This window comes from Granulibacter bethesdensis CGDNIH1 (genome assembly GCF_000014285.2).
GTDB classification, from domain to species: Bacteria; Pseudomonadota; Alphaproteobacteria; order Acetobacterales; family Acetobacteraceae; genus Granulibacter; species Granulibacter bethesdensis.
The window spans coordinates 1,820,852-1,846,018 of the sequence record NC_008343.2; the positions used below are offsets into that span (position 1 = coordinate 1,820,852).

Annotated in this window: 19 protein-coding genes and 1 CRISPR repeat array; of the genes, 11 read left to right on the top strand and 8 right to left on the bottom strand. The window is 62.9% G+C overall.

The features are described from left to right. Positions 1-112: 112 nt before the first annotated feature. The 5 genes from GBCGDNIH1_RS20605 to ppk2 all read left to right on the top strand — a co-directional run bounded on the left by GBCGDNIH1_RS20605 (position 113) and on the right by ppk2 (position 4,814). A complete protein-coding gene (locus GBCGDNIH1_RS20605; protein WP_011632320.1) occupies positions 113-373 on the top strand; it encodes a FeoA family protein in 261 nt (86 codons plus the stop codon). 71 nt (positions 374-444) lie between these two features. Beyond that, positions 445-2,292, top strand: coding sequence for a ferrous iron transport protein B (feoB, locus tag GBCGDNIH1_RS20610; protein ID WP_011632321.1), 1,848 nt, complete (start codon positions 445-447; stop codon positions 2,290-2,292). A 19-nt stretch (positions 2,293-2,311) separates the two neighbouring features. Beyond that, positions 2,312-2,542 (top strand): DUF6587 family protein, encoded by a 231-nt coding sequence (locus GBCGDNIH1_RS20615; protein WP_043452940.1) that lies wholly within the window; start codon positions 2,312-2,314, stop codon positions 2,540-2,542. Positions 2,543-2,769: 227 nt separating this feature from the next. Then, the gene (locus tag GBCGDNIH1_RS20620; RefSeq protein ID WP_011632323.1) at positions 2,770-3,780 is read left to right on the top strand and encodes a transporter; all 1,011 of its coding nucleotides are present in this window, start codon (positions 2,770-2,772) and stop codon (positions 3,778-3,780) included. 116 nt (positions 3,781-3,896) lie between these two features. Next, positions 3,897-4,814 (top strand): polyphosphate kinase 2, encoded by a 918-nt coding sequence (gene ppk2 / locus GBCGDNIH1_RS20625; protein WP_025287029.1) that lies wholly within the window; start codon positions 3,897-3,899, stop codon positions 4,812-4,814. 44 nt (positions 4,815-4,858) lie between these two features. On the opposite strand, the gene GBCGDNIH1_RS20630 is transcribed toward ppk2, so the two are convergent. From GBCGDNIH1_RS20630 to GBCGDNIH1_RS20640, 3 genes are all read right to left on the bottom strand, one after another. Then, positions 4,859-5,620 carry a sulfite exporter TauE/SafE family protein gene (locus tag GBCGDNIH1_RS20630; protein ID WP_011632325.1) on the bottom strand — a complete coding sequence of 254 codons (762 nt, stop codon included), beginning with the start codon at positions 5,618-5,620 and terminating at the stop codon, positions 4,859-4,861. Between the two features lie 176 nt (positions 5,621-5,796). Beyond that, positions 5,797-6,786 carry a hypothetical protein gene (locus tag GBCGDNIH1_RS20635; protein ID WP_025318752.1) on the bottom strand — a complete coding sequence of 330 codons (990 nt, stop codon included), beginning with the start codon at positions 6,784-6,786 and terminating at the stop codon, positions 5,797-5,799. 254 nt (positions 6,787-7,040) lie between these two features. After that, the gene (locus GBCGDNIH1_RS20640) at positions 7,041-7,679 is read right to left on the bottom strand and encodes a YceI family protein (RefSeq protein ID WP_025318751.1); all 639 of its coding nucleotides are present in this window, start codon (positions 7,677-7,679) and stop codon (positions 7,041-7,043) included. Between the two features lie 262 nt (positions 7,680-7,941). On the opposite strand from GBCGDNIH1_RS20640, the gene galE reads away from it, so the two are divergent. Continuing rightward, a complete protein-coding gene (gene galE / locus GBCGDNIH1_RS20645) occupies positions 7,942-8,967 on the top strand; it encodes a UDP-glucose 4-epimerase GalE (protein ID WP_050748450.1) in 1,026 nt (341 codons plus the stop codon). Between the two features lie 124 nt (positions 8,968-9,091). Then, complete coding sequence (locus tag GBCGDNIH1_RS20650; RefSeq protein WP_011632329.1) at positions 9,092-9,838, top strand: VIT1/CCC1 transporter family protein; 747 nt, start codon at positions 9,092-9,094, stop codon at positions 9,836-9,838. Here GBCGDNIH1_RS20650 and GBCGDNIH1_RS20655 read toward each other — a convergent pair. The 5 genes from GBCGDNIH1_RS20655 to GBCGDNIH1_RS20675 all read right to left on the bottom strand — a co-directional run bounded on the left by GBCGDNIH1_RS20655 (position 9,835) and on the right by GBCGDNIH1_RS20675 (position 19,181). Continuing rightward, entirely contained in the window at positions 9,835-11,547 is a 1,713-nt protein-coding gene (locus tag GBCGDNIH1_RS20655) for an ABC transporter ATP-binding protein (RefSeq protein ID WP_157692061.1), read from the bottom strand. The two genes, GBCGDNIH1_RS20650 and GBCGDNIH1_RS20655, sit on opposite strands and share 4 nt — an antisense overlap. A 195-nt stretch (positions 11,548-11,742) precedes the next feature. Beyond that, positions 11,743-14,577: direct repeats of the CRISPR family, unit length 28 nt; unit sequence GGTCTATCTCCGCGCACGCGGAGGAACC. A 531-nt stretch (positions 14,578-15,108) separates the two neighbouring features. Continuing rightward, complete coding sequence (locus GBCGDNIH1_RS20660) at positions 15,109-16,350, bottom strand: CCA tRNA nucleotidyltransferase (protein WP_011632335.1); 1,242 nt, start codon at positions 16,348-16,350, stop codon at positions 15,109-15,111. After that, on the bottom strand, positions 16,347-17,003 hold the full coding sequence (locus GBCGDNIH1_RS20665; RefSeq protein WP_011632336.1) for a CoA pyrophosphatase: 657 nt from the start codon (positions 17,001-17,003) through the stop codon (positions 16,347-16,349). Before GBCGDNIH1_RS20665 ends, GBCGDNIH1_RS20660 begins: the two co-directional genes overlap by 4 nt. Before the next feature lie 3 nt (positions 17,004-17,006). Then, complete coding sequence (locus GBCGDNIH1_RS20670) at positions 17,007-17,546, bottom strand: DUF1285 domain-containing protein (RefSeq protein WP_043454160.1); 540 nt, start codon at positions 17,544-17,546, stop codon at positions 17,007-17,009. A gap of 225 nt (positions 17,547-17,771) precedes the next feature. After that, positions 17,772-19,181, bottom strand: coding sequence for a nucleobase:cation symporter-2 family protein (locus GBCGDNIH1_RS20675; protein ID WP_011632338.1), 1,410 nt, complete (start codon positions 19,179-19,181; stop codon positions 17,772-17,774). Between the two features lie 162 nt (positions 19,182-19,343). Here GBCGDNIH1_RS20675 and GBCGDNIH1_RS20680 point away from each other — a divergent pair, with 162 nt between their 5' ends. From GBCGDNIH1_RS20680 to GBCGDNIH1_RS20695, 4 genes are all read left to right on the top strand, one after another. Then, a complete protein-coding gene (locus tag GBCGDNIH1_RS20680; protein WP_011632339.1) occupies positions 19,344-20,258 on the top strand; it encodes a LysR family transcriptional regulator in 915 nt (304 codons plus the stop codon). Positions 20,259-20,356: 98 nt separating this feature from the next. After that, positions 20,357-21,373, top strand: a complete 1,017-nt coding sequence (locus tag GBCGDNIH1_RS20685; RefSeq protein ID WP_408874664.1) for an AAA family ATPase — start codon at positions 20,357-20,359, stop codon at positions 21,371-21,373. 11 nt (positions 21,374-21,384) lie between these two features. Then, positions 21,385-22,284, top strand: a complete 900-nt coding sequence (locus tag GBCGDNIH1_RS20690; protein ID WP_043452943.1) for a DUF58 domain-containing protein — start codon at positions 21,385-21,387, stop codon at positions 22,282-22,284. Positions 22,285-22,297: 13 nt separating this feature from the next. After that, positions 22,298-25,162 carry a DUF4159 domain-containing protein gene (locus tag GBCGDNIH1_RS20695; protein ID WP_011632342.1) on the top strand — a complete coding sequence of 955 codons (2,865 nt, stop codon included), beginning with the start codon at positions 22,298-22,300 and terminating at the stop codon, positions 25,160-25,162. The last annotated feature ends 5 nt before the right edge of the window (positions 25,163-25,167 follow it).

Genomic DNA, 25,167 nt, shown 5'->3' on the forward strand with positions numbered 1-25,167 from the left:
CGCATTGGACATCAGACAAGAATTTAACTAATCCTCATTCTCAACTTCTACCCTCCTCCGGTCTGGATCGGGGCGGAAGGATCCCATGGCCACCGTGCCAAGGAGCTGACCCATGCGCCTGACCCAGCTGTCGGTTGCCAGCCACAGTGTCATCGACCATATCGAGCCGCTCGGACCGGATGACGTCATCGCCCGGCGTCTGGGTGAGCTTGGCTTCGTCCCGGGTGAACCGGTGCGGATGATCGCGCATGGCCCTCTGGGTGGCGATCCGGTGGCGGTGGAGATCGGCTTTACCCGCTTTGCCCTGCGTCAGGCCGAGGCTGATCGAGTCATCCTGCGCAGTGATCCGGGAGAACGTCTGGCGGCGGAGTAATGATCTCCTCCCGCCTTCACCTTGCGGATGCGTCCGTTATTTCAGTTTCCCGATTGTAACGACTGGATCCGATGTCAACGACAACACACCCGCTGCGCATTGCGCTCGTCGGCAATCCAAACTGTGGCAAGACGGCGCTGTTCAACCGGCTGACCGGCAGCCGCCAGAAAGTCGCCAACTATGCCGGTGTGACCATCGAGCGGAAATCAGGCCGCGTGACCACGCCAAGCGGGCGCTCCGTGCAGGTGCTGGATCTGCCCGGCACCTACAGCCTGCATGCTGCCAGTCCCGATGAGGCCGTGACACGCGATGTCTGTCTCGGCCGGTATCGGGGGGAAGATCCGCCCGATCTGCTGCTCTGTGTCATTGCCGCCACCAATCTGCGCCTGCATCTGCGCTTCCTGCTGGAAGTGAGGCAACTGGGCCGTCCGGTGGTGGCCGTCATCAACATGATGGATGCGGTCGAGAAACAGGGCCTTCATATTGATATTCCCCATCTGTCAGAGGCGTTGGGAATCCCGGTCGTCACCGCCATCGGCACACAGCGCAATGGAGCGGACAACCTGCTGCGCCTGCTGGATACGCTGCCGCCGGATCTGCCGCCCCCTCCCCCGACCAACACCAATGCTGATCTGCATGCCGAGGTTCGCGCCATGCTGGATCGCTGTATCACCCGCATCGCGCCGGAACGTCCGACACTGGAGGAAAGGCTGGATCGCTGGGTGCTGCATCCTGTCTGGGGGATGCTGCTGCTGACCCTGCTGATGTTCGCGATGTTTCAGGCCGTGTTTTCCTGGGCCAAGCCGATCATGGATTTCCTGCAGGATACCATGGACCATCTTGGCGACGTGGCGGGGACTGCCCTGCCGGAAGGCCCGTTGCGCGGCCTGATTTCCGATGGCGTGATCGCCGGGGCCGGCACCGTGATCGTGTTCCTGCCACAAATTCTGGTGCTGTTCCTGTGGATTCTGACGCTGGAGGCATCCGGCTATCTGCCCCGCGCCGCATTCCTGCTGGACCGTTTCATGGCGACAGCCGGGCTGAGCGGGCGTTCCTTCATTCCGCTGCTGTCCAGTTTCGCCTGTGCGGTGCCGGGGATCATGGCGGCCCGCACCATTCAGAACCCGCGGGACCGGATGCTGACCATCCTGATCGCGCCGCTGATGACCTGCTCCGCAAGACTGCCGGTCTATGCCTTGCTGATCGGCGCCTTCATCCCGGCCCATACGATTCTGGGCCTGTTCAATCTGCAGGGACTGGTTCTGTTCGCACTGTATCTGGCAGGTATCCTCAGCGCTTTGCTGGTCGCCCGCGTGCTGAAACGTGGCACGGTAGAGGAACAACCCCTGTTGCTGGAGTTGCCCCCCTATCGTCTGCCCAGCCTGCGTAGTCTGGCCATCGAACTGTGGCAGCGCGCCTATATTTTCCTGCGTCGTGTGGGCACCATCATCGTCTCCGTCAGCATATTGCTATGGGCCTTGTCGAGCTTCCCCTCTCCACCACCCGGCGCAACCGGCCCGGCAATCAACTACAGCCTCGCCGGGCAGATTGGTCAGGCCATGCTGCTGGTGTTCGAGCCGATCGGATTCACCTGGCAGATCTGCATCGCCCTGATTCCCGGCCTCGCCGCACGGGAAGTCGCGGTCAGTGCGCTCGCCACCGTCTATTCGATTACGGCCGACAAGGATCATGCCGCTGAGAAGCTGATGCCGCTGCTCTCCTCGCAATGGAGCATGGCGACGGCGTTCTCTCTGATGGCGTGGTATGTTTATGCGCCGCAGTGCTTTTCCACGCTGGCGGTCATCCGACGGGAAACGGGGGGCTGGAAGATGGTCTGGATCAGCGCCGGATATCTGTTCGGACTGGCTTATCTGCTGTCTTTCCTGACCTATCGTATAACGCGCCTGTTCACCGGTTGAAGCCAGCCAGGAGGCCACCATGCTCCAGTCCATCATCGCCGGGATCGCCGTCCTGATCTGCGCTCTGTTCTGGATGCAGAAGCTTGCCCCCCGTGCCATGGCCCCGCTCTGGTCGGCTGTATCGGCTCTGCTGCGGCGGATGCAGGTGATGCCTGCGTTGGCCGAGCGTCTTTCTCCAGCCGCCTCCCCCTCCTCTACCGGATGCAAGGGATGCGACGGCTGCGGTGGAAGCAAGGGGGGATGCCACTGACTGATATGAAGGGCAGACACCTGCCTGTCCGGGAAAAATATCCCTGAAACCGGCCATCCGGCAGAGTATTTGTCGGCTCGGCATGGTCAAAAATCTGTGCCTTGTCTTACGCCGGTATTCCATCCCAAAAGCACAGTGCAAACTGCCTTCGCACAAGAGGCAGGCTTGGGATGCCCATCGGGATACCCATTGGGATGACAAGACAAACCGCCGGTTCAGGACGCCCCATGGATAAGCCAGCCAGAATGCCGCCTTGTTATGGCCTGCTCGCAGCAAGGGATCTGACGGCGCGCACGCTGCTTACCGCGCCCGAGATCGAGGCCATTTTCTCCACCGGCGTGCCGGCAAAACCGATCTGGCTGCATCTGGATCTGCTGGATACCCGCGTGACCGAATTCATCCGCGCCTTGCCCGGGCTGCCGGAACAGGCTTGCGCGCTGCTGTGCGATCGCAATGAATCCTCTCATCTCGATACAGAGGATGACGCCCTCTGGGGCACCATTCCGGATTTTGCGCATGAGGTCAGTGAAGAACCGGACCCGGCCTATATGGGTGTGCTGCATCTGGTGATGACGCCGACCATGCTGATCACGGCGCGTCGGCACCCGCTGCGGGCGCCTTCGGTGATCGGCTATGGTCAGGCCTCACTGGATACCACTGCCGCGCAATGGGATCATCTGATGCGGGCCATCATGGAAGGCATCAGCCGCGCCGCCAAGGTGCTGGCCCTGAAACTGGACAATATGGAGGACAGGCTGCTCCAGGGATATGAGGTCACACGCGACGAGCTGGCCGGGCTGCGCCGCTCCGTGCTGCTGCTGTATCGCCGGGTGGAGCCCACCGTAGAACTGTATGGTGAAATCGCCGAGATCGCCCCGGAATGGATCGGGGAAGCCGGACACGATATGAGCCGCGTCACCTCCCGCCTTGAAAGCCTGAAGCGCAACGTCATGTCGTTGCAGGAACGGGGCCGTATCGCGCAGGATCAGCTTGCCGCCCGCAATGCGGAGGAGACCAATCACAGCCTGATGATCCTGTCCGTGCTGACCGCCATCCTGCTGCCGCCCACGCTGGTGACCGGTATTTTCGGCATGAACACCACGGGTTTGCCGGGGACCTCCGGCCCCGGCGGCACCTATATCGCGTTCATGGCGATCCTCGGCTCCGTCGCGGGAGCCTGCCTGCTGCTCAACAGGCTGGGGCTGCTGCGGTTCAGGTCGGAGAAAAAACGACGCTGATCCGGCTTCAATCCGGAACAAGGCAAAACCGTCGCAAATGCTTCACGGGACGAGGCAGACAGATTTTTCTACATCCTGCCTGAATTGTGCTGCCCAAAGCCCGTGAGGATACCGCTATGAACGACCTTTCCAGCCCTATCGAAAAATCCTGGCTGGCGCTTGAGCTTGAGGACGATTTCGATGAAGAACTGGAACAGGAAATCGACGATAGCCGCCTTCCTGCCGCCTTGCGCGCATTGCAGAACCAGCACCGCAAAAGCACCATTGATCGCGGACTGTATTTCCGTGAACTGCTGCGCCTGCAATCGGAGCTGGTAAAGCTTCAGGACTGGGTGGTCCATAACGGGCTGAAAGTCGTGGTGCTGTTCGAGGGTCGCGACAGCGCGGGCAAGGGCGGCGTCATCAAACGGATTACTCAGCGCATCAACCCGCGCGTAGCGCGTGTGGTGGCGCTGCCCGCCCCCTCTGACCGCGAACGCACGCAATGGTATTTTCAGCGCTACATCGCCCATCTGCCGGCTGCCGGTGAGATCGTGCTGTTCGATCGCAGCTGGTATAATCGCGCCGGCGTGGAGCGCGTGATGGGCTTCGCCAGCGAATCACAGGTGGAGGATTTCTTCCGCGACGTGCCTGAGTTCGAGCGTATGCTGGTCCGCTCCGGCATCATTGTGGTGAAATACTGGTTCTCGATCACCGATCAGGAACAACAGCTGCGCTTCATGATGCGTATTCACGATCCGCTGAAGCAGTGGAAACTGTCCCCGATGGATCTGCAATCCCGCGTGCGCTGGGAACACTATACCAAGGCCAAGGAAGAGATGTTCGAACGCACAAACATCCCCGAAGCCCCCTGGTATATCGTCGAGGGCAACGACAAGAAACGGGCGCGGCTGAACTGTATCTCGCACCTTCTGTCCCTGATCCCCTATGGCGATGTGCCACATGAACCAGTGGCATTGCCGGAAAGGGTATTCGATCCGCATTATGAACGCCGTACCTTGCCGGCAGAACTTTACGTGCCGGAAAACTACTGATCAGAGCATGCATTTTCCCGGTCTCATGGCCGGGAAGCCTGTGCCTATCCATAGGCTCTGAGAAAGCTGCCGATAATCGAGACCAGCATCAGCGTCATGAAAACGGTCCGCAACAGACGGGCGCTTTTGTGGATCACCACACTGCCACCGATCTGTGCTCCCAGAAAAGAACCTGCCCCCATGATCAGGGCGCGCCGGTAATCAACCGCGCTGCTGCTGATCAAAATCGACAACGCCGCGATGTTGCCTGCCATGTTCAGAGGATTTGCATACATCGTGGCCGCATTGATGCGCAGTTGATAGGTCCGGCTGAGGGCCACGGTCCAGATCGATCCAGTGCCGGGACCGAAAAAACCGTTATAGAACCCGATCACGACACCCAGAGGTTGCAATTTGCAGGGATGAGGCGGCAATCGGGCCTCTCCCGCCACATCCTTGCGATCGGATGACAACACGTAATACAGAAATACACCGAGCAACATCCACGGCACCAAACGCTTCAGAAAAACCTCTGAAACAATTTGCAGCAACATGGCTCCGGCCAGCGCTCCCACCACCGTGCAGAGCAAACCACGCCGGAGAGGGGAAAAATCCATTCCTCCCTGACGCCGGAATTTCAGGGTGGCAGAAAGCTGTCCCAACACAGATTGCAGCTTGTTGGTGCCGAAGACGGCCACTGTCCCCATACCCGTCAGGCCGAGTGCCGGAACGCAGATCAATCCACCACCCCCTGCCACTGTATCGACCACTCCGGCACAAAAAGCCGCCGCGAACAGAAATACATCCAGCGCCCAGGAAAGGTGCATTTTATTGTGACGGCTTTCAAAGCAGCAGGGTAGGAAAACGGTCTTTATCTGCCGCTATCATGCCCATGTGCACAATATTTTTTATACTATGATTCGCACCTTCCGTTTGATGAAACAAAAAACGGCGCGGGATTTATGCCCGCGCCGCCTTTCATGAACCCGGATAAATCAGACCGTTATGCGTCGCGACGCACCACGTGGTTATGATGGATCACGGCTTCCGCCTCCGGTGCACCCGCACCGCCACCGAACCAGGCTGCAACCGCCCCCAGTAGCAGACCAATGACACCGAAGATTGCGCCACGGGCTGCGGCTTTACGAGTGGCTTCTGCCGCCGCGATGGCTTGCTGCTTCGCCTCATCGACGGTCTTCTGATACTGCTGCTCCAGCGCATCCAGACGGGTCTTGGCTTCATCAGGGCTGATATTGGCCGCTTTGGCCAAACCATTGACGGCCTGTTCACGGGCGCGATCAGCTTCCTGCTGGTTCCCGTTCAGCTTTGCCTTCACATAGGCAACGGCGGCATTCTGCACCGTCTGCGCGTCGGACGGATTGACCAGGCTGCGCACCTGGGCTTCCAGACTGTTATAAGCCTGTTTTGCATCATCGGGATTGCGCGCTGCCGCCGTTCCGGCCGCATTGCCCATCCCGCCTACCATCGAGCCGATCCCGCTCGCAGTACCGCCAATCGCATGACCCACGCCGCTACCCACCGTGCTGATCGCGCCACCGACCATGCCGCCAACCGCGGTGGTCAGGATGTAGAACAGAACGAAAGTCGTGGCCGCCCATGAGACCAGGCCATGCCACCGCGCAGTATTCAGCTTTGCAGTGCCGGATAAACGACCCGCCACATGGCCACCGAAAAAGGCCGCGATAATGCCCGAGAGGGTCCACCAGCCCGCCGCCGCCATGGACAGCGTATCGGCATCGGGATTACCGGAGCTGTTGGCAGCATCAACAGAACTCAGCCCGATACCGATCCCGAGCAGATTCAACAGGGCCTGCACCACCAGAGCCAGAACAACGCCTGCCAGCACAGCGCCCCAGGAAATCCGGTTGGACAGTCGAATACGACGCTCATCCAGCGCCAGATACTCATCTTGGCTGCTCCAACCCGTGTCGCCATAAGGGCCGGGCGGCACCGGATGTGTTGTATGTGACATGCGTATTCCTCGATTATGTTGTCTTGCGGATAGTTGCCGTTCGGACCGGGCGGCGATGTTCCCGCATCGCGCCTCAGGACGGCAATCCTTCACTCAAGACGTTACCAGGGCGAGAAAGTTGCGATAGCAGCCTGTATAACTATGTTCACAACCATGTGAGGCAGCAAAAAAAAGCCTTGCAGTGAGGGAACCGCAAGGCTTTTTCAAAATACATGTCTTAAAGGATCGTGTTTAAGCGCTTTCAACCAAGGTTATTATTCCTTCAATTCGAAAGCTCCGGCAATCCTCAGCTTCACTTCATCACCCACGACCGGCAGATACTTGGTGATGCCAAATTCACCACGATGGATTTCCGTATAAGCCTCAAACCCGATCGTCTGCTTTTTATCCATCGGGTTGATGCCTGTGCCAACCAGCCGAACCCTTAGCACGACATGTTTCGTAACCCCGTGCAGCGTCAGATTGCCGGGCACCATCGCATGGTCCTTGCCCGCAAGCGTCACCTTGGTCGCCACGAACGTTGCTTGCGGAAATTTCGCACTGTCCAGCCAGTCGGCCGATTTCAATTCTTCAGTGAGTTTCTGACTGGTCGTCACCACCGATGCGATCGGAATACTGATACGGAGCCTCGTCTTTTCCGGAGCGGCGGGATCGATGGCCAGCTCCCCCTGCGCATCGGAAAACAGGCCATTGTAATGCGTGAATCCGAAATGCGAGACCGAGAATGCGACCTGTGAATGAGCCGGATCAGCCACATATGTGCCGGCCTTGATTGATGCCGGATCAGTAGATGCGATCTTCTGCGACGCTGTTTCAGCGTGCGCTGTGCCACCCTCAAAACCCAGCGCAAGGACACCCGCGAGAAAGGCCCCCGCGAGAAAGGGAGTGCCCATTGCGACCGATTTCCACGTTCCAGTCATCCGCATTATTTTTATCCTTTTCCGAAACACACCGCTTTTAAAAGCGCTTTCCTTCAACAGTGTTGCAAGATCACGCTGCATCGGAAACCACCTGAATCGAAATCCTGCATCGCCATTATTTGACTGGTCTCAGCGAGCCGAGTGCCAGAGGGGTTGCATCGCCCTCGCAGACACCGCATGAGAAACAGGGTGTGCAACTTATTTTTTACCAGCATGAACGGACCTTGTTTCCGTGATGAATGAAACAGTTTCCGGTGTCTCCCCTCATCGTCCCCTGCGGCTGCTGGTCACAGGCGGGGCGGGCTATGTCGGCAGCCATACGGTCTGGGCACTGCATGACCGGGGCGACGAAGTCACCGTCTATGATTCCCTGTTTCAGGGGCACCGTCAGGCTCTGCCACCCGGCGTGCGGCTCGTAGTCGCCGATCTGGCGGACGAAACCACGCTTCATGCCACCCTCGCCGAGGGACAATGGGATGGCGTGATGCATTTCGCCGCGCGTTCTCTTGTGGGGGAGAGCATGGTCGATCCGATGCTTTACATGAACCAGAATGCGGCACTGGGCTTCAAACTGATCGCGGCCTGCGTGCAGCATAAAGTGCCGCGCTTCCTCCTGTCCTCCACCGCCGCATTGTTCGGCCATCACGACGACACGCCGATCGACGAGAACGCCGCCATCCAGCCCGGCTCCCCCTATGGCGAGAGTAAGTTGATGATCGAGCGTGCCCTGTCATGGGCGGACCGGATTCACGGGCTGCGCTATGCCTGCCTGCGCTATTTCAACGCTGCGGGGGCCGATCCGCAGGGGCGGAGTGGCGAAGATCATGATCCGGAGACCCACCTGATCCCGCTGGTGATCGACGCGGCGCTGGGATTACGGCCGGAGATAAAGGTGTTCGGCCATGATTACCCGACACGGGACGGCACCTGCATCCGCGACTACATCCATGTCAGCGATCTGGCGCAAGCGCATCTGGCGGCTCTGACGCGGATCGATCAGGGCAGCACAGTGTATAATCTCGGTAATGGCGCAGGCTATTCGGTGATGGAAGTCATCCACAGTGTCGAGCGTGTCAGCGGCCTGACTGTACCGATGCGCATCGAGGCCAGGCGGCCTGGCGATCCCGCCGTTCTGGTCGCCAGTGCAGAGAAAATCCGTCGTGAAACCGGCTGGACCCCCCGTTTCCCTGCGCTGGATGATATTGTTGCCACTGCCCTTGCATGGCGGCGCGCACATCCGCAGGGCTTCGACGCGGCCTGAGCCTGTTACGGATCATCAAACGATCATCTATTCGGCCGTTCTTCCGGATGGGCAGCCGCTTGGCGGACGGCTACGGTCCGGCAGTATCCTGCCGTTTGCATCCTCCCGAATGATGGAAATCCCCATGCGCAGCCGCATCAGACATCGTGAAACCCATGCCACGGAACGGCTCGGATGGCTTCGTGCCACCGTACTGGGGGCCAATGACGGTATTCTGTCCACCGCCAGCCTGATGGTCGGCGTGGCCAGCGCAACCAGCCCCGGCAGCGGGCGTGGCGCCATTCTGCTGGCGGGCTTGTCGGCTCTGATCGCGGGGGCCATGTCGATGGCGGCGGGCGAATACGTTTCCGTCAGCTCCCAGTCCGATTCAGAACGTGCCGATCTGGCGCGGGAGAAAAAGGAACTGGATGCCGACTGGCACGGAGAGCTGGACGAGTTGACCGAGATCTATCGCCTCCGCGGTCTGGATGCTCCCCTCGCACGACAGGTTGCAGAGCAATTGATGCGCCGCGATCCTCTCTCCGCCCATGCCAGGGATGAGTTGGGCATGACCGAGGACGGAGCGGCCCGTCCGGTGCAGGCGGCTTTGGCCTCGGCGGCCTCCTTCGCCTGTGGTGCGGCCCTGCCATGGCTGGCAGCGGCACTGGCCCCTGATCCCTACGATGCGGCAGGGCAGAGCACGGGACAGACAAGCGTGATCTGGACCGTCTCGGCCGTGTCGCTGCTGGCATTGCTGCTGCTGGGTCTGGCGGGAGCATGGGCCGGCAATGCGCCGAAGCTGCGGGCGGCGATGCGGGTGTTGCTGTGGGGTGTGCTCGCCATGGCCGCCACCGCGATCACCGGCCATCTGTTCGGTGGTGTGGTGGGTTAAAGCTCCAGCGTCTGGCTGCGCACCAGCCGGGCGTACAGCCCGTCCTGCTCCATCAGGGCCGTATGGGTGCCCTGCTCCGCCACCCGTCCATCGGCCATGGCCACCACCAGATCGGCATCGCGCACGGTGGACAGACGGTGCGCGATCACCAGCGTGGTGCGCCCCTGACGCAATCTGGTCAGAGCCTGCTGTACAGCGGCCTCGCTTTCCGCATCCAGCGCGCTGGTCGCTTCATCGAGCAGCAGAATGCGCGGATTGCGCAACAGTGCGCGCGCCAGCACCACACGTTGCCTCTGCCCACCGGACAGGCGCTGGCCGCCGGGGCCGACTATCGTCTCGAACCCCTCCGGCAGATCGCGGATGAAGCCTCCGGCAGCGGCTTCGGCGGCCTGCTCGATCTCCGCCCGCTCCGCGCCCTCACGCCCGATGCCGATATTGGCGGCGATGGTGTCGTCGAACAGCAATGCATCCTGCCCCACATAGGCAATGGCATCCCGCAGGGAGGCAAGCGTGACCTCCCTGACATCCGCGCCATCAACCAGCACCCGGCCGGACGTCGCATCCCGCAAGCGCGGCAACAGGGCCAGCGCGGTGGATTTTCCGGCTCCCGAAGGCCCGACCAGCGCCACCGTCATGCCCGGCTGAGCAGCGAAGCTCAGCCCGTCCAGCCCGGTACGGCCATCGGCATAGACGAAGCCCACATTCTCGAACGCCACATGCCCTTGCCCTTGCGGCAGAGGAACCGCATCGGGTGCGTCCCTGATGGCGGCAGGCTCGTCGATAACGGCAAACACCCGGACCAGCCCGGCCACCCCCTCCTGCACCGCCGCGTTCAGCGAGCCGAGCGCACGCAGCGGGCGGGAGGCGATCAGCAGTGCGGCGATAAAACCGGCGAAATCGCCCAGGCTGCTCTGTCCGTTTGCGGCGCGCCAGCCGGTGAAGCCGATCACCACCGCGACCGCGCTGCCGCCCAGCACCTCCAGCACCGGATCGACCCGCGCGCGGGACCGCGTCATGCGCAACAACGCGCTGTAGAGGTGCTGAAAAGCCTCTCCGGCGCGCCTGATCTCGAAATCCTCCAGCCGGTAGGCGCGGATGGTGCGGGCCTGCGCGAAACTCTCGTTCAGCAGAGCGGCGGTTTCCCCCATTCGCTCCTGCATGCCGCCGGAGGCACGGCGGATGCGCTTGCCGATTTTCTGGATCGGCAGCGCCGCCAGCGGATACATCGCCGCCGCGATCAGGCTCAGCACCCAATCCAGATACACCATGGAGGAGACCAGCCCCACCACCGTCACCACATCGCCCACCCCGTTGACGGCACGGACCAGCGCCTCCCTGATGGTGGCGGCGTCGGTGGTGAAACGCGCGGCAAGCTGCGCCGGAGCCTCCCGCTCCACCCGATCCAGATCGGCATGGGCGAGGTGGCTGAACATACGCTCCTGCAACTCCCTGATGACGATCAGCACCAGTTGCTGCATGGAGACCGTCTGCCCATACATCGCCGCGCCCTTGATGGCGGTGACGATCAGCACCAGCACCGGAATCTGGTACAAAATCCGCCGGTCACGGGCATTGAACAGGTCGATCGCATGCTGGATCACCACCGGATACAGCGCCGTGCTGCCCGCCATCAGCGCCGTCAGCAGGATCACCACCAGCATACGAACACGGTGATGCGCGATATGCTCCCGCCACAGCCGCCCCATCATGGCGAGGGCGGTCGGCTCCAACTCCACGTTGATCTTCCGCGCCCCTTTACCTCTCCGCTTTGGCGGAGCGTGTGGGGGTGGCGACTGATCCGTTACCTGATCGAGCGGGCGTGCATCCATGCACCCGGGTGTATCAGGCCGGGGGGCGGTTTGCACACCCCCGGCGGGAGAGTAGCGATCCATTATGATGAGTGAGGTCTATCTCCGCGCACGCGGAGGAACCCCGCTTTCCGGCGGTGCATTTCAACGGCACGGAGGTCTATCTCCGCGCACGCGGAGGAACCCACCCCTCCCCTTCCTCGCGGGCGCGCCTTAGGGGTCTATCTCCGCGCACGCGGAGGAACCTGGGACCGATATCGCCGTCCTGCATGACACCAAGGTCTATCTCCGCGCACGCGGAGGAACCGCCGACAGTGCGGCAACCCCTAGTGAGGGGGCAGGTCTATCTCCGCGCACGCGGAGGAACCTCATTCCTGATTGATGGCTCGCAGTCCTATACAGGTCTATCTCCGCGCACGCGGAGGAACCATCTTGAGACAGACGAAACCTATCAGAGATTCGGGTCTATCTCCGCGCACGCGGAGGAACCGCCAGCGCGCGCGGATGGTGCCGACCGCGCGAGGGTCTATCTCCGCGCACGCGGAGGAACCAATGCGTGCCCAACCTCTCCCGGCGACCAGTCGGGTCTATCTCCGCGCACGCGGAGGAACCCCGCAAATCAGCGGCCCCGCTTTTCAGATATCGGGTCTATCTCCGCGCACGCGGAGGAACCTGCTGGCGCAGTCGATGGCGAACGGCACGGGGAGGTCTATCTCCGCGCACGCGGAGGAACCTGTAGCCGACCATCTTCATCTCTGCGAACAATGGGTCTATCTCCGCGCACGCGGAGGAACCCAGTTGATCGGCCCTGATCGGCTCCCAGTACAGGGTCTATCTCCGCGCACGCGGAGGAACCATTTAGGCGAAAGTTATTCTTTTGATCCCGTGGGGTCTATCTCCGCGCACGCGGAGGAACCTCGTCCACCATTTTTGCATTCGGGACGACATTGGGTCTATCTCCGCGCACGCGGAGGAACCTCAGGCGCATCCGGCACCGTCTGCATGAGACCGGGTCTATCTCCGCGCACGCGGAGGAACCCGTAGATCACGACAAGGCGGGTCGGATCGATGAGGTCTATCTCCGCGCACGCGGAGGAACCTCCCGGGGTGGGAGTGGAGTGCGCAAGACGAAGGGTCTATCTCCGCGCACGCGGAGGAACCCCCGGGCTATTTTTGCTCGAAAAGCGTGGGTGGGGTCTATCTCCGCGCACGCGGAGGAACCGCTCTGTATCGCTGGTAGTCTCACGCGCTACGGGGTCTATCTCCGCGCACGCGGAGGAACCAGGATGGCGGGGTCGATCAGCAGGTCGTGCCGAGGTCTATCTCCGCGCACGCGGAGGAACCGGGCTGACCATGGATGCTAGCATAGCTGCCCACGGTCTATCTCCGCGCACGCGGAGGAACCGGATGATGCACCCGGCCCATCCGGCGATATCGGGGTCTATCTCCGCGCACGCGGAGGAACCCATCTTCTCCTTGGGCTCCGCAGCCCGGATCGCGGTCTATCTCCGCGCACGCGGAGGAACCTACGATCTGTGCCGCGCCATGGTGACCGCGCAGGGTCTATCTCCGCGCACGCGGAGGAACCACGAGTGGATTCAGGCTGGCGTTCACCACCGCGGGTCTATCTCCGCGCACGCGGAGGAACCTCTGTCGTCCGAACGCCAGGGCAGCTCGGCCCGGGTCTATCTCCGCGCACGCGGAGGAACCGCTCACCACTGCCTTGGCTGCCCGGTTTGCCAGGGTCTATCTCCGCGCACGCGGAGGAACCGATTAGGCCCCCGTCTATTTTATTCATCAATCAGGTCTATCTCCGCGCACGCGGAGGAACCGTTCGGCCAATTCCGCCGTGTTGGACGCACACAGGTCTATCTCCGCGCACGCGGAGGAACCTGGAACGGTGCGTACGTATCGGAGCTATCGTCGGGTCTATCTCCGCGCACGCGGAGGAACCGCGTTTCTGTCTGAGTGCCCGTTACGCCAGCAGGGTCTATCTCCGCGCACGCGGAGGAACCAGCAGAAAAAAAGCCAAGGGACGTGGGGCACAAGGTCTATCTCCGCGCACGCGGAGGAACCCGCTGCCTTGGGCGCTCGGAAACGGTCGGTCAAAGGTCTATCTCCGCGCACGCGGAGGAACCCTGTATTGGAGCGCAACGTCGCAATACAGGTCGGGTCTATCTCCGCGCACGCGGAGGAACCCCGATCGCACGATACTCGGCCGGACCGGCCGGAGGTCTATCTCCGCGCACGCGGAGGAACCCTGCATATGGAACGGGAAATCAACTATCATGACGGTCTATCTCCGCGCACGCGGAGGAACCCACTCCTAAGTGCGCGGCAGGTCAGAAAGCTCGGGTCTATCTCCGCGCACGCGGAGGAACCCGGATGAAGCCCCTAATGCGGAGGTGACGGAGCGGTCTATCTCCGCGCACGCGGAGGAACCTTCCCGCAAAACTGCGCCATGTCTTTGCCGCTGGGTCTATCTCCGCGCACGCGGAGGAACCCGGCAGACAAATCGTGCGCGTCAGCTAGAAACGGGTCTATCTCCGCGCACGCGGAGGAACCCGGAAAAATACCTGACGGACGTAGAGGGTGTCGGGTCTATCTCCGCGCACGCGGAGGAACCCCCAACGGTCGTTGGTTCACTACGATCACAGGGGGTCTATCTCCGCGCACGCGGAGGAACCACGTGGGGCACAATCGTCCAACGCCCGCTGGCGGGTCTATCTCCGCGCACGCGGAGGAACCGCATTCGGTGGGGGCAGCGCGAAACCAATCGAAGGTCTATCTCCGCGCACGCGGAGGAACCCGACGCAAATAAATAACGCCCTAGGAACGACGGGGTCTATCTCCGCGCACGCGGAGGAACCCATGTCACGCCGCAGCGCACGGATGCCCAGCGAGGTCTATCTCCGCGCACGCGGAGGAACCTCTTGCCTACAACACATTGATACTTATTGACAATCTCAAAGAACACAATGTTTCAGAAATTAACTTCTCTGAAGCAGCAGTACTCCACCGGCATCGATAATGTCCTTCGGAGCATCACAATCAGAACAGAATCAGGTTAGGAGCTATACCAACCCTGCTCCTCTCCCACTTCCTCATGCAGAATTAAAGACGCGTCTGATCGTCTTCTGCAACGGGTGCAGGATTAAAAAGGGGCATGAGAAGATTGGCTCTCTATACGCTCACCCGTTGGCGGAACATCCAGAACATGCTTGGCAATCATTGATGGAACAAAGCCCGGACGAACTGCATGAAGCGCAGGCTGCGCAAGGATATATTAAATAATCTGCTCCACCCTCCTGACATCAAAATCGATTTTGTGCGGAAAGACCTTTCCACTTTCATTACCGAGAGCACCCAGATGGCTTGAAAGCCGGACCGAAAAGGGATTTTTCTTCAAACATCAGGCCGGACGCAGCAATTCTTATGTCTGTGTCAGACGAAGAGTAGAATTTAAATTCCTCCCGCCTTCACGCCATCCTTCACCCACGCCAGCAACGCCGCCTTTTCCTCCTCCCCCTCCCGACAGCCGCGCCGGAGCCATTCCGTGCGGAGGGTGTCGAGCAAATGGCCGAGCGCCGGGCCGGGCACGGCGAGACCGGCCGCCAGCAGATCGCGGCCCGCCAATGGGAAATTCGGGCGGCTCAAAGGCGTCAGAAGGCGTGTCAGATGCGCCGCCCGCTCATCGCGCAACATGACCCAGGCGCGATCAATCAGAGCCTGCGCCGGATCATCAGCCAGCAGACGGCGCAGGCTCACCATATCCGCAGCACCATCCCACACCGGCACAGAACCATCCAGGCAGGTGGTCAACCGGCCTGCCTCCTGACCGGACAGACGCAGGCGCTCGGCCAAGGCGCGGGGAGGCTCCTTTGCCCCCACCAGCAAAGCGAGGCGCGGGATTGCTTCCTCCGCCAGGCCTTCGCCGGGCATGCCGTTTGCAACCGCCTCGACCAACGGTGCGGGATCGTATCCGGCGGGAAACAGCACCGGCAGCACACCGGTCTGCTCCATCGCCGCCAGTATCGCCGCCAGATGCGGGCCGGTGAGGATACGGCGCAACTCGCTCCACACACGCTCCGCCGACAGCTGCGTCAACTCTCCGGCCATGGCGGTAATGGCCTGCATCGCCGCCGCATCCGGCTCCGTCCCCTGTTCCCACCGGCCATAGCGGGCCTGAAAGCGGAAAAAACGCAGCGCCCGCAGCCGGTCCTCTGCCACCCGCCGCCCCGCCTGCCCTACGAAGCGGACCCGGCCAGCGCGCAGATCGTCCAGACCGCCGAAATAATCATGCAGCGTGCCATCCGGCGACAGGGACATGGCGTTGATGGTAAAATCCCGCCGCGCCGCATCCTCCTGCCAGTCATCGGTGAAGGACACCTCGGCATGGCGGCCATCCGTCGCCAGATCCCGGCGCAGGCTGGTGATCTCGAAATGCTGGCCCCTGCTCACCGCTGTCACCGTACCGTGGGAAAGCCCGGTGGGAATACTGTGCAGGCCAGCCTGTTCCAGACGTTGCAACGTCTGCTCCGGCGGCATCGGCACGGCAAGATCGATATCCGCCACCGGCCGCCCTGCCAGCGCATCCCGCACGCATCCCCCCACCGGACGCGCCTGCGGCAAAACCGCCAGCACATCCTGCAGGGCCGGATCATCCAGCCATGATGGATACAGAAATGGTTTTTCTTCCGTCAAAAGCCGGGCTCCGACGCCAGATGAGCCTCCGCCTGCCGCAACCGCAAGGATAGCTCCATCAGGATCGTGGCAGTCGCGCCCCAGATCACATGCTGCTCATGCGGCCAGACCCAGCTTTGATGACGCATGCCTCTTACCTCCAGCCAGTCCTGCCGGGGCGCGTCAGGATCCAGCAGCACACGTAATTTCAGTTCGAACACCGCCGCCACTTCCGCGGGCGCAATGCTCACCACCCAGTCCGGGCGCACCAGCCCCACCACCGGCGTCACCACAAAGCCGGTTCCGGTCAGGACCGGATCGAGCCGTCCGAGAATATGCACATCCTCCGCCAGCAAGCCGACTTCCTCCCGCGCTTCCCGCAAGGCGGCATGCTCCGGGGAGGCATCGCCGGGATCAATCCGGCCGCCCGGAAAGGAAACCTGACCGGCATGATGACTTAAGCCCGCGGCACGGAGCGTCAGGATGATGCCCGGTTCCTCGGCCTCGGTGATTCCCACCAGCACCGCAGCAGCCCGCATCATGGAGACAGTGTCCGCCAGCATCTCCGGGCGGCGCAGCAGGACGCGATCAGGCCCCGGCAGGGCCAGAGCCGTGCGCAGATATCTGCCGACAGAGGCTATACCGCATGGCGGGACAGTCTCTTCCACCTCCATGCCTCATCCCTGTTCCGCATGGGGCGGCATTTCGCCGAGTGCGAAAAACGTGCCGCAGCTCCAGACACCCAGCATCCGGCGGCAGCAAACATCATGCGGTTCCGCCAGCGCGACCAGCTCGTAATACACCGCCCGGCTGATCCGCGCCTCAACAGGGGGAGCGCCGTCTTCTCCATCCCTGACATGCAGATAGGGGGTAGGCTCGCAGGTCAGGATATCATGCGCCACGCGGATCGGATGGTCCTTTCCGGCAGTGATGAGCTGATCGACATTGGTGCGGAAAGTCAGCGTCTGATGGCGGCCACAGCCGGTCCAGTCCAGCTCCACCGCGACAAAGGGCGCATCCTCGACCTCGATCCGGCCTTCCTCGACCGGGGTGCGCAGTTTGTAACCATCCCGATCCCGTCGCAGCACGGAAGCAAACAGGCAGACCAGCTCCTTACGGGCGATGGGGCTGCCGCGATACAGCCATGTGCCGTCGCGCCGGATCAGAAACGGCAGCACACCGCAACATGCGCTGCCGTCATGCGCGGCACCGCCCATGACGGCATCAGGGGTAAAACCCTGCTTCTCATCGCAGGAAAGGCTGTTCAATGTGCTGTTATCGACCACGTTCCATCCCAGGTTTGATCCGATGACGCCGGAAAGACCGCCTGAAAGGCATCGCGCGGAGGAAAGCCCCCCACAGCAATATCGCCTTGAGAGCGATATAGGAAGTCTCTCTCTGCTGATCAAACGGGACGATCGCAGATTAGCCGTGGCTCTGCATCAGAGCCTGACAGGCTCGGAGGGATGCTCGGGCGCGGCAAAGGGGACCGCCATGAAGCGTTGCTCCGTCTTTGTCTGCCGCAGCCTTGTGGCACGGCTGAAAAACGCGTTCAGCAGCACGGCGGAGACAGCCGTCAGCACGATCGGATCAGCCACGACCGGCCTCCATGCGGCAGGGAGCATCCGGAAAAAATCCGGGGCCACCAGCGGAATGACGCCCAGCCCGACCGAAAGCGCCACCACCAGCATGGCATTATGCTCCGTCCTGTAATCGACGGTGGCAAGGATCTTGATGCCGGTGGCCGCCACCATACCAAACATGATGAAAGCCGCCCCGCCCAGCACGCTGTAGGGAATGGTGGCGACGATAAAGGCCAGTTTCGGCACCAGACCCAGCGCCAGCATGATGCCCCCGCTGGCAACGCAGACATACCGGCTGAACACCCCCGTAATCCCGACCATGCCGACATTCTGGGAGTAGGAAACATAGGGAAAGGTATTGAACACCGCGCCGATCACGGTCCCCAGACCATCGGCCCGCAGCCCGCGCCTGATATCCTCATCCGAGACCGGCTTGCCCACCACGCTGCCCAGCGCCATGAACATGCCCGTCGCCTCGATAAAGGTGATGGTGACCAGCAGGCACATGGTCAGGCAGGGAATCAGGTGAAAGCTGGGCATGCCGAATTGCAGGGGCGTAACCACCCTCATCCACGGCTCAGCGGCGAGGCCGGAGAAATCGACATCCCCCCGCAGGATGGTCAGCATATATCCCATCAGCAGCCCGGCCATAACCGCGACATGGGACAGAAACCCGCGCGCGAAACGCACCAGCAGCAGGATGGTCAGGAGTACCACGACCGCCGCCGAGATATGGTGGAAGGATCCGTAATCAGCCGCTCCAATCCCGCCGGCAGCCCAGTTGATGCCGATCCGCATCAATGAAATACCGATCATCATGATGATGGAGCCAGTCACGAGAGCAGGGAAAAAGCGCAGCATCCGCCCGATCAGCGGCACGATGGCCAGCCCGAACAGCCCGCCGACCAGAGCGGCCCCGTAAATACCCTGCAAGCCTACTCCCGGCGTCGCGGCCATGGCCAGCATGGGCGGGATGCATAACCCCGTGACTCCCATAATCACGGGCAGGCGAATACCGAACGGACCGAAACCGATGGTCTGGATCAGTGTGGCAATGCCGCAGGCAAACAGATCGGCATTGATCAGCATGGCGATATGGGCCTGATCCAGATGCATCGCCGCACCGAGAATCAACGGTGCCGCCACCGCATTGGCATACATCACCAGGACATGCTGCACCCCGAGCGTCAGCAATCTGGGCCATGGCAGCATCTGATCCACAGGATGTCGTTTTTTGACCGCACTCCCGGATACGGAACCCGTCATCATTCATTCCTTCTCCGCCCGAACATGCGCAGGCTCACATGCCGCGCCGCGGCAGGCTACGAATCATACCCGTTGCCTGCCAGTGCCCTTTTCTTGACAAGGTGTTGCGAAAATCTGAACACCTTCTTCCGATGGCATGGTGACAACACAAGTGATCGACAGCCTATGCGACATCTGCGGATTCTGACCCATATCGTCGATGTGGCCCGCAGCGGCTCCATCCGTCGCTCGGCCGAGCGGATGAACATCACCGCCTCCGCCCTCACCCGCCAGATTCAGGATTTCGAGGAGGAGCTGGGCACACCGGTTTTCGAGCGCACCGCACAGGGCATGCGGCTGAATGCCGCCGGGGAGCTGATCGTGCAGCATGCGCTGACCAGGGCGGCCGATCTGGATCAGATACGCTCCCGCATCGCCGATCTTCAGGGGGTGCGGCGCGGGCATGTGACGGTGGTGTGCAGTCAGGCTTTTGCCAGGCTCGACCTGCCGCGTGAAATCGAGGCATGCCGCAGGCTGCATCCGCTGGTTTCCTTCAGCATAAGGGTGCTGGATCACAGCCGCGCGCTGGAAGCGCTGCGCCGTTATGAGGCCGATCTGGCGCTGGTCCTTCAACCTCTGCCGGACAGGGAAATTCAACCCCTGTTGCACTATACCCTGCCGCTCTGCGCGGTGATGGCGTGGGATCATCCGCTGGCCAGGCGGGACGGCGCACCGGTACGGCTGCGGGCGTGTCTGGAGCATCGTCTGGCGCTGCCGGAGCGTGGCATGGCCACCCGGCAGGCTCTGGATGCGGCGCTGTTACGGCTGGGGCAGACAGACCCCGAGGATATCGCCGTGGACTCGGATTCGATGGAGCTGCTGACCGAATATGTGCGCCGCGCCGGAGCCGTGACCTTTCAGGCCGCCAGCCCGTTGCAGGGGGAGGAGGCCGGTGATCTGTGCCTCCGTCCGCTCGACCCGCGTGATGCGGAGCCGGTTTCCTGCGTGCTGGGCCATCTGCGGGGCCGGGTGCTGTCTGTCGCAGCGGCCAAATTCGCCGATCAGCTCGCCCGCAGCCTGCATGCACGCTACGGGCACTGATCTCCCGCTTTGCGATCATGCGACAACGTGTCACCATTTGCGTTGATCTTGTGACACGCGGCCAGTTTCCACCATCGCCAGAGGATATGTGCATCATTATGCCGGTCAGCATGTTTCAAAACGCCGACACACACTCACTTGAAACCAGTCTCGCGGCCCTGGAAGCCACCGGCGCGAAAATAGCGGCGGTGCGCACCGAAATCGGCAAGGCGATTTTCGGGCAGCGCGCGGTGATCGAACAGACTCTGGTAACGCTGCTCAGCGGCGGCCATCTGCTGCTGGTCGGGGTGCCGGGGCTGGGTAAAAGCCGTCTGGTGGAAACGCTCGGCACGGTGCTGGGGCTGCATGCCGGGCGGGTGCAGTTCACGCCCGATCTGATGCCTGCCGATATTCTCGGCAGCGAAGTGCTGGAGGAAGCGGAGCATGGCCGACGCGCCTTCCGCTTCATCCCCGGCCCGATTTTCTGCCAGCTTCTGATGGCCGACGAGATCAACCGCGCCAGCCCGCGCACACAATCGGCGCTGCTTCAGGCGATGCAGGAGGGTAAGGTCGCAGTCGGCGGCGTGGAGCATGCCCTGCCGCGCCCGTTCCATGTGCTGGCGACGCAGAACCCGGTGGAGCAGGAAGGTACCTATCCACTGCCGGAAGCACAGCTGGACCGGTTTCTGCTTCAGGTCACCCTGACCTACCCGGAGGCCGCCGATGAGCGCGCCATGCTGCTGGCCACCACCGGCGCGGAGGAAGCCCGTCCGCAACAGGCCCTGACGGCCGAGGATCTGCTTCAGGCACAGCGTCTGGTACGGCAGATGCCGGTTGGCGACAGCGTGGTGGATGCGATTCTGGCACTGGTGCGTGGCGCCCGCCCGGAAACCACGGAGGATACGGAATTGCGCCGTTATCTGGCCTGGGGGCCGGGGCCTCGGGCGGCGCAGGCGCTGATGCTGGCGACCCGCGCCCGTGCCCTGCTGGATGGGCGGCTGGCCCCCAGCCTCGATGACGTGGCAGCCCTGGCTCCGCCGGTGCTGCGGCATCGCATGGCGCTGGGTTTCGCCGCCCGCGCCGAGGGCATTCAGCTCGATCAGTTGATCGAGCGCCTGATCGAGCGGATCGGGTGAGTCCAGCCCATATGGCGGCTTCTTCTCATCAGCAGACCCTGCTGCGGGCACAGGCGGAGGCCGAGCGATTGCCGCCTTTGCTGGCGGCGGCGGAGCGGGTGGCGTCCTCCGTCGCACAGGGCGTGCATGGCCGCCGCCGCACCGGCAGCGGCGAGAGTTTCTGGCAGTTCCGCCCATTCTCCCCCGGTGATACGCCCCGCCGCATCGACTGGCGGCAATCCGCACGCTCCGGGCAGGATGCCCCGCGGGGATGGTTCATCCGGGAGACGGAGTGGGAAGCGGCACAGACGGTTTTTCTGTGGACCGACCGCTCTGCCTCCATGCAGTTCCGCTCGGCGGCAGCGACGGTCTCCAAGCTGGAACGGGCCGATCTGCTGTTGCTGGCGCTGGCCTCCCTGCTGCTGCGCGGCGGGGAGCGTGTGCGGCTGCTGGGGGCGGAAACACGCTTCAGCGGCGGACAGGCCGCGCTGGAGGCGCTGGCTATGGCGCTGGACACGCTGGTGCCGGGTGAGGTGCCGCCTCTCTCCGCGCCGGTGCCTCCTTTTTCCCATGCGGTGCTGATCGGCGATTTCCTCGGGCCGCTGGAGGAAATCCGCGCCTCACTGGCCCGGCTGGCGGCGCTGCCGGTGCGGGGATGCGTGCTTCAGATTCTCGATCCGGCCGAAGTGCTGCTGCCCTATGAAGGTCGCGTGCGCTTCACCGGGATGGAAGCCGATGGGGAGGTGCTACTCCCCCGCGTCAACGCGGTGCGGGAGGAATATGCCAGACGGCTGGCCGCCCAGCAGGAAGGATTGGCCGCGCTCTGTGCCGGGATGGGCTTCACCTTCTCCATCCATCGCACCGATCGGGGGCCGGAACTGCCTCTGCTGGCACTGCATCAGGCGCTGGCAGACAGTCGGGCCAGCACCTGATGGGAGACAACCCATGATGTTTCTGTCTCCATGGCTGTTGCTGGCACTCGGCCTGCTGCCGATCCTGTGGTGGCTGCTGCGGGCTACGCCTCCCGCCCCACGGCAGGAGAAATTTCCCAGCCTCCGTCTGCTGCGTGATCTGGCGATGCGGGAGGAAACACCAGCCCGCACGCCATGGTGGCTGCTGGCCCTGCGGATCGCTGCCGCCACGCTGGTGGTCATAGGGCTGGCCGGGCCGGTCTCCACCCCGCTGGAGGCGTTGCCCGGCGCTGCTGGTTCCTCCCACTCACCCCTTCTGCTCGTGCTGGATGATGGCTGGGCCTCTGCCCCGCGCTGGCCGGGCATCCTGCGCGCGGCAGAGCAGAGTCTGGATCGCGCCGCCATGGATGGACGGCAGGCGGCATTTCTGACCACTGCCCCCGGCGGAGACGGCACCCAGCCCACCACCAGCCCGGTCATGGACCCCGCTCTGCTGCGCGCCCGCATCGGTGCGTTGCAGCCTCAGCCATGGGCCACCGATCACCGTGCCGCCGCTGCCATGCTGAACCGGCTGCCGGCCAAGGGATGGGGCGTGGTGGCAATTCCGGATGGTCTCGCCCAACCGGGTGACGATGTGTTCGCCGCGGCATTGAATCACCTCGGCCCGGTGATGAAGGTCGAGACCGAAGGCAGCGCACCCTTGCTGCTGCGCCCGCCCGTGATCCAGCCCGACCGGCTGATCCTGCGCGTATCCCATACCGGACGCAGCGCAGGGACCGATCATGCCGATGTGCTGGCCCAGACCGCCGATGGACGCAGCCTGTCCCGCACCCGCATTGTCCTGCCCGCTACACCGGGTACCGCCGAAGCCCCGCTGACCCTGCCGCCGGAGATCCGCAACCAGCTTGCAAGGCTGGTGCTGGACGGACCACAAGGTGCAGGCGGCATCGTGCTGCTGGATGAACAGTCGCGCCGACGTCCGGTCGGGCTGGTGGCGGCGGATCGCACCGCCGCCGACACGCCGCTGCTCGGCCCGCTCTATTACCTGCGTCGCGCTCTGGAACCCTATGCGGAGGTTCGGGAGGGCAATTTGAACACCCTGCTCTCCCGCGATCTGTCCGTGCTGATCCTCGCCGACCGGCCGGTGGAAAATGAGGAAGAGCGCGCCGCCATCCTGCGCTTCGTCAACAAGGGCGGGGAGCTGATCCGCTTTGCCGGGCCGCATCTGGCCGCGCATCCGGATGATCTGCTGCCGGTCCGGCTGCTGGATGGCGACCGCCAGCTCGGCGGGGCAATGTCATGGGGACATCCGGCGCATCTGGCCCCGTTTCCGCCCGGCCCCTTCGCCGGACTGCCCCCGCTCGGGATGGCGTCCCCTGACATAAGACGGGGTGACACAAGATCCGGCGATCAGAAAGCAGAGGATAAAACCGGGGCCGATATACGGGTCTCGCGGCAGGTCATGGCGGAACCCTCCACCGATCTCGCCACGCATAGCTGGGCGGTGCTGGAGGATGGAACGCCTCTGGTCACCGAGCGCAGTCAGGGGGCGGGGCGCATCGTGCTGTTTCATGTCACCGCCAATACAGACTGGTCCACCCTGCCGCTCTCCGGGCTGTTCGTGGAAATGCTGAAGCGGCTGGTCGGGCTGGCGGCAGGCGTGGCCTCCATTCCGCCCGACACCATGCTTTCCCCCGCCGAGACGCTGGACGGGTTCGGTCAGCCCGGCAGCCCACCGCAGGCCGCAACGCCGTTGCGCGCCGGAGATTTTGCCTCCACCCCGACCTCTCCCCATCATCCACCGGGGCTATACGGACCGGAACAGGGACGGCAGGCGCTGAATATCGGCACTGCCGCCCCTGCCCTTCTCCCCGCTGCACCTATTCCGGGAGCGCGCAACGTCACCGCCGCCCTGCTGGGACGGCAGCATGCGTTCGGACCGGGACTGATTGCCACCGCGCTGGCTCTGCTGGCACTGGATATGCTTCTGTCACTCTGGCTGCGCGGCATGCTGAAACGGGGCGGAGGGGATGGCGGCGGCGCCCTCACAACGCCCGCATCGAAACCCGCCTTTTTCGCCCGGCGGCGTAGAATGCTGAGCCTGCTCATCGGCGGCGCCGTCACCATGGCCGCGCTGCGCCCGCGCTCCGCACCGGCTGCTTCAGGCGGAATCGCCGGGAATCCGGACAGCCATTATCCCTCGCTCGCCATCCATCTCGCTTATGTCGTGACCGGCAATGCGGAGCAGGATGCCATCTCCCGCATGGGGCTGACCGGGCTGGCCGATTTCGTCTCCGGCCGGACCGCCGCGACGATCGCGCCGCCCATCGGTGTGGTGCCGGGGCGGGATGATCTCAGCTTCTACCCCCTGCTCTACTGGCCGCTGACCAGCGACCAGAACCCGGATGCCTTGCCGGAAACCATGCTCGCGGCGCTGAACGATTATATGGCGCATGGGGGCATCATCCTGATCGACACGCGCGATGCCGGGGCCGGGGCCGGCATGAATGGCGGACATGAACGCCTGTTGCAGGCCATCGGGCGCTCCCTGAATGTGCCGCCGCTGACCCCGCTGACGCCGGAGCATGTGCTGGCGCGCAGTTTCTATCTGCTGCACGATTTCCCCGGCCGTTACGCCGGTGGCGAGGTCTGGGTCCAGCGCGATGAGGACCGTGCCAATGACAGTGTCAGCCCGGTGATTATTGGCGGCAATGACTGGGCCTCGGCCTGGGCGGTGGATGATCAAGGGGGCCATCCCTATGCCACCATTCCCGGCGGCGCGCGGCAGAGGCTGCTGGCCTACCGCTTCGGCACCAATCTGGTGATGTATGCGCTGACCGGAAACTATAAGGGCGATCAGGTGCATGTGCCCTCCATTCTCGACCGGCTCGGGCAGTAGGACGG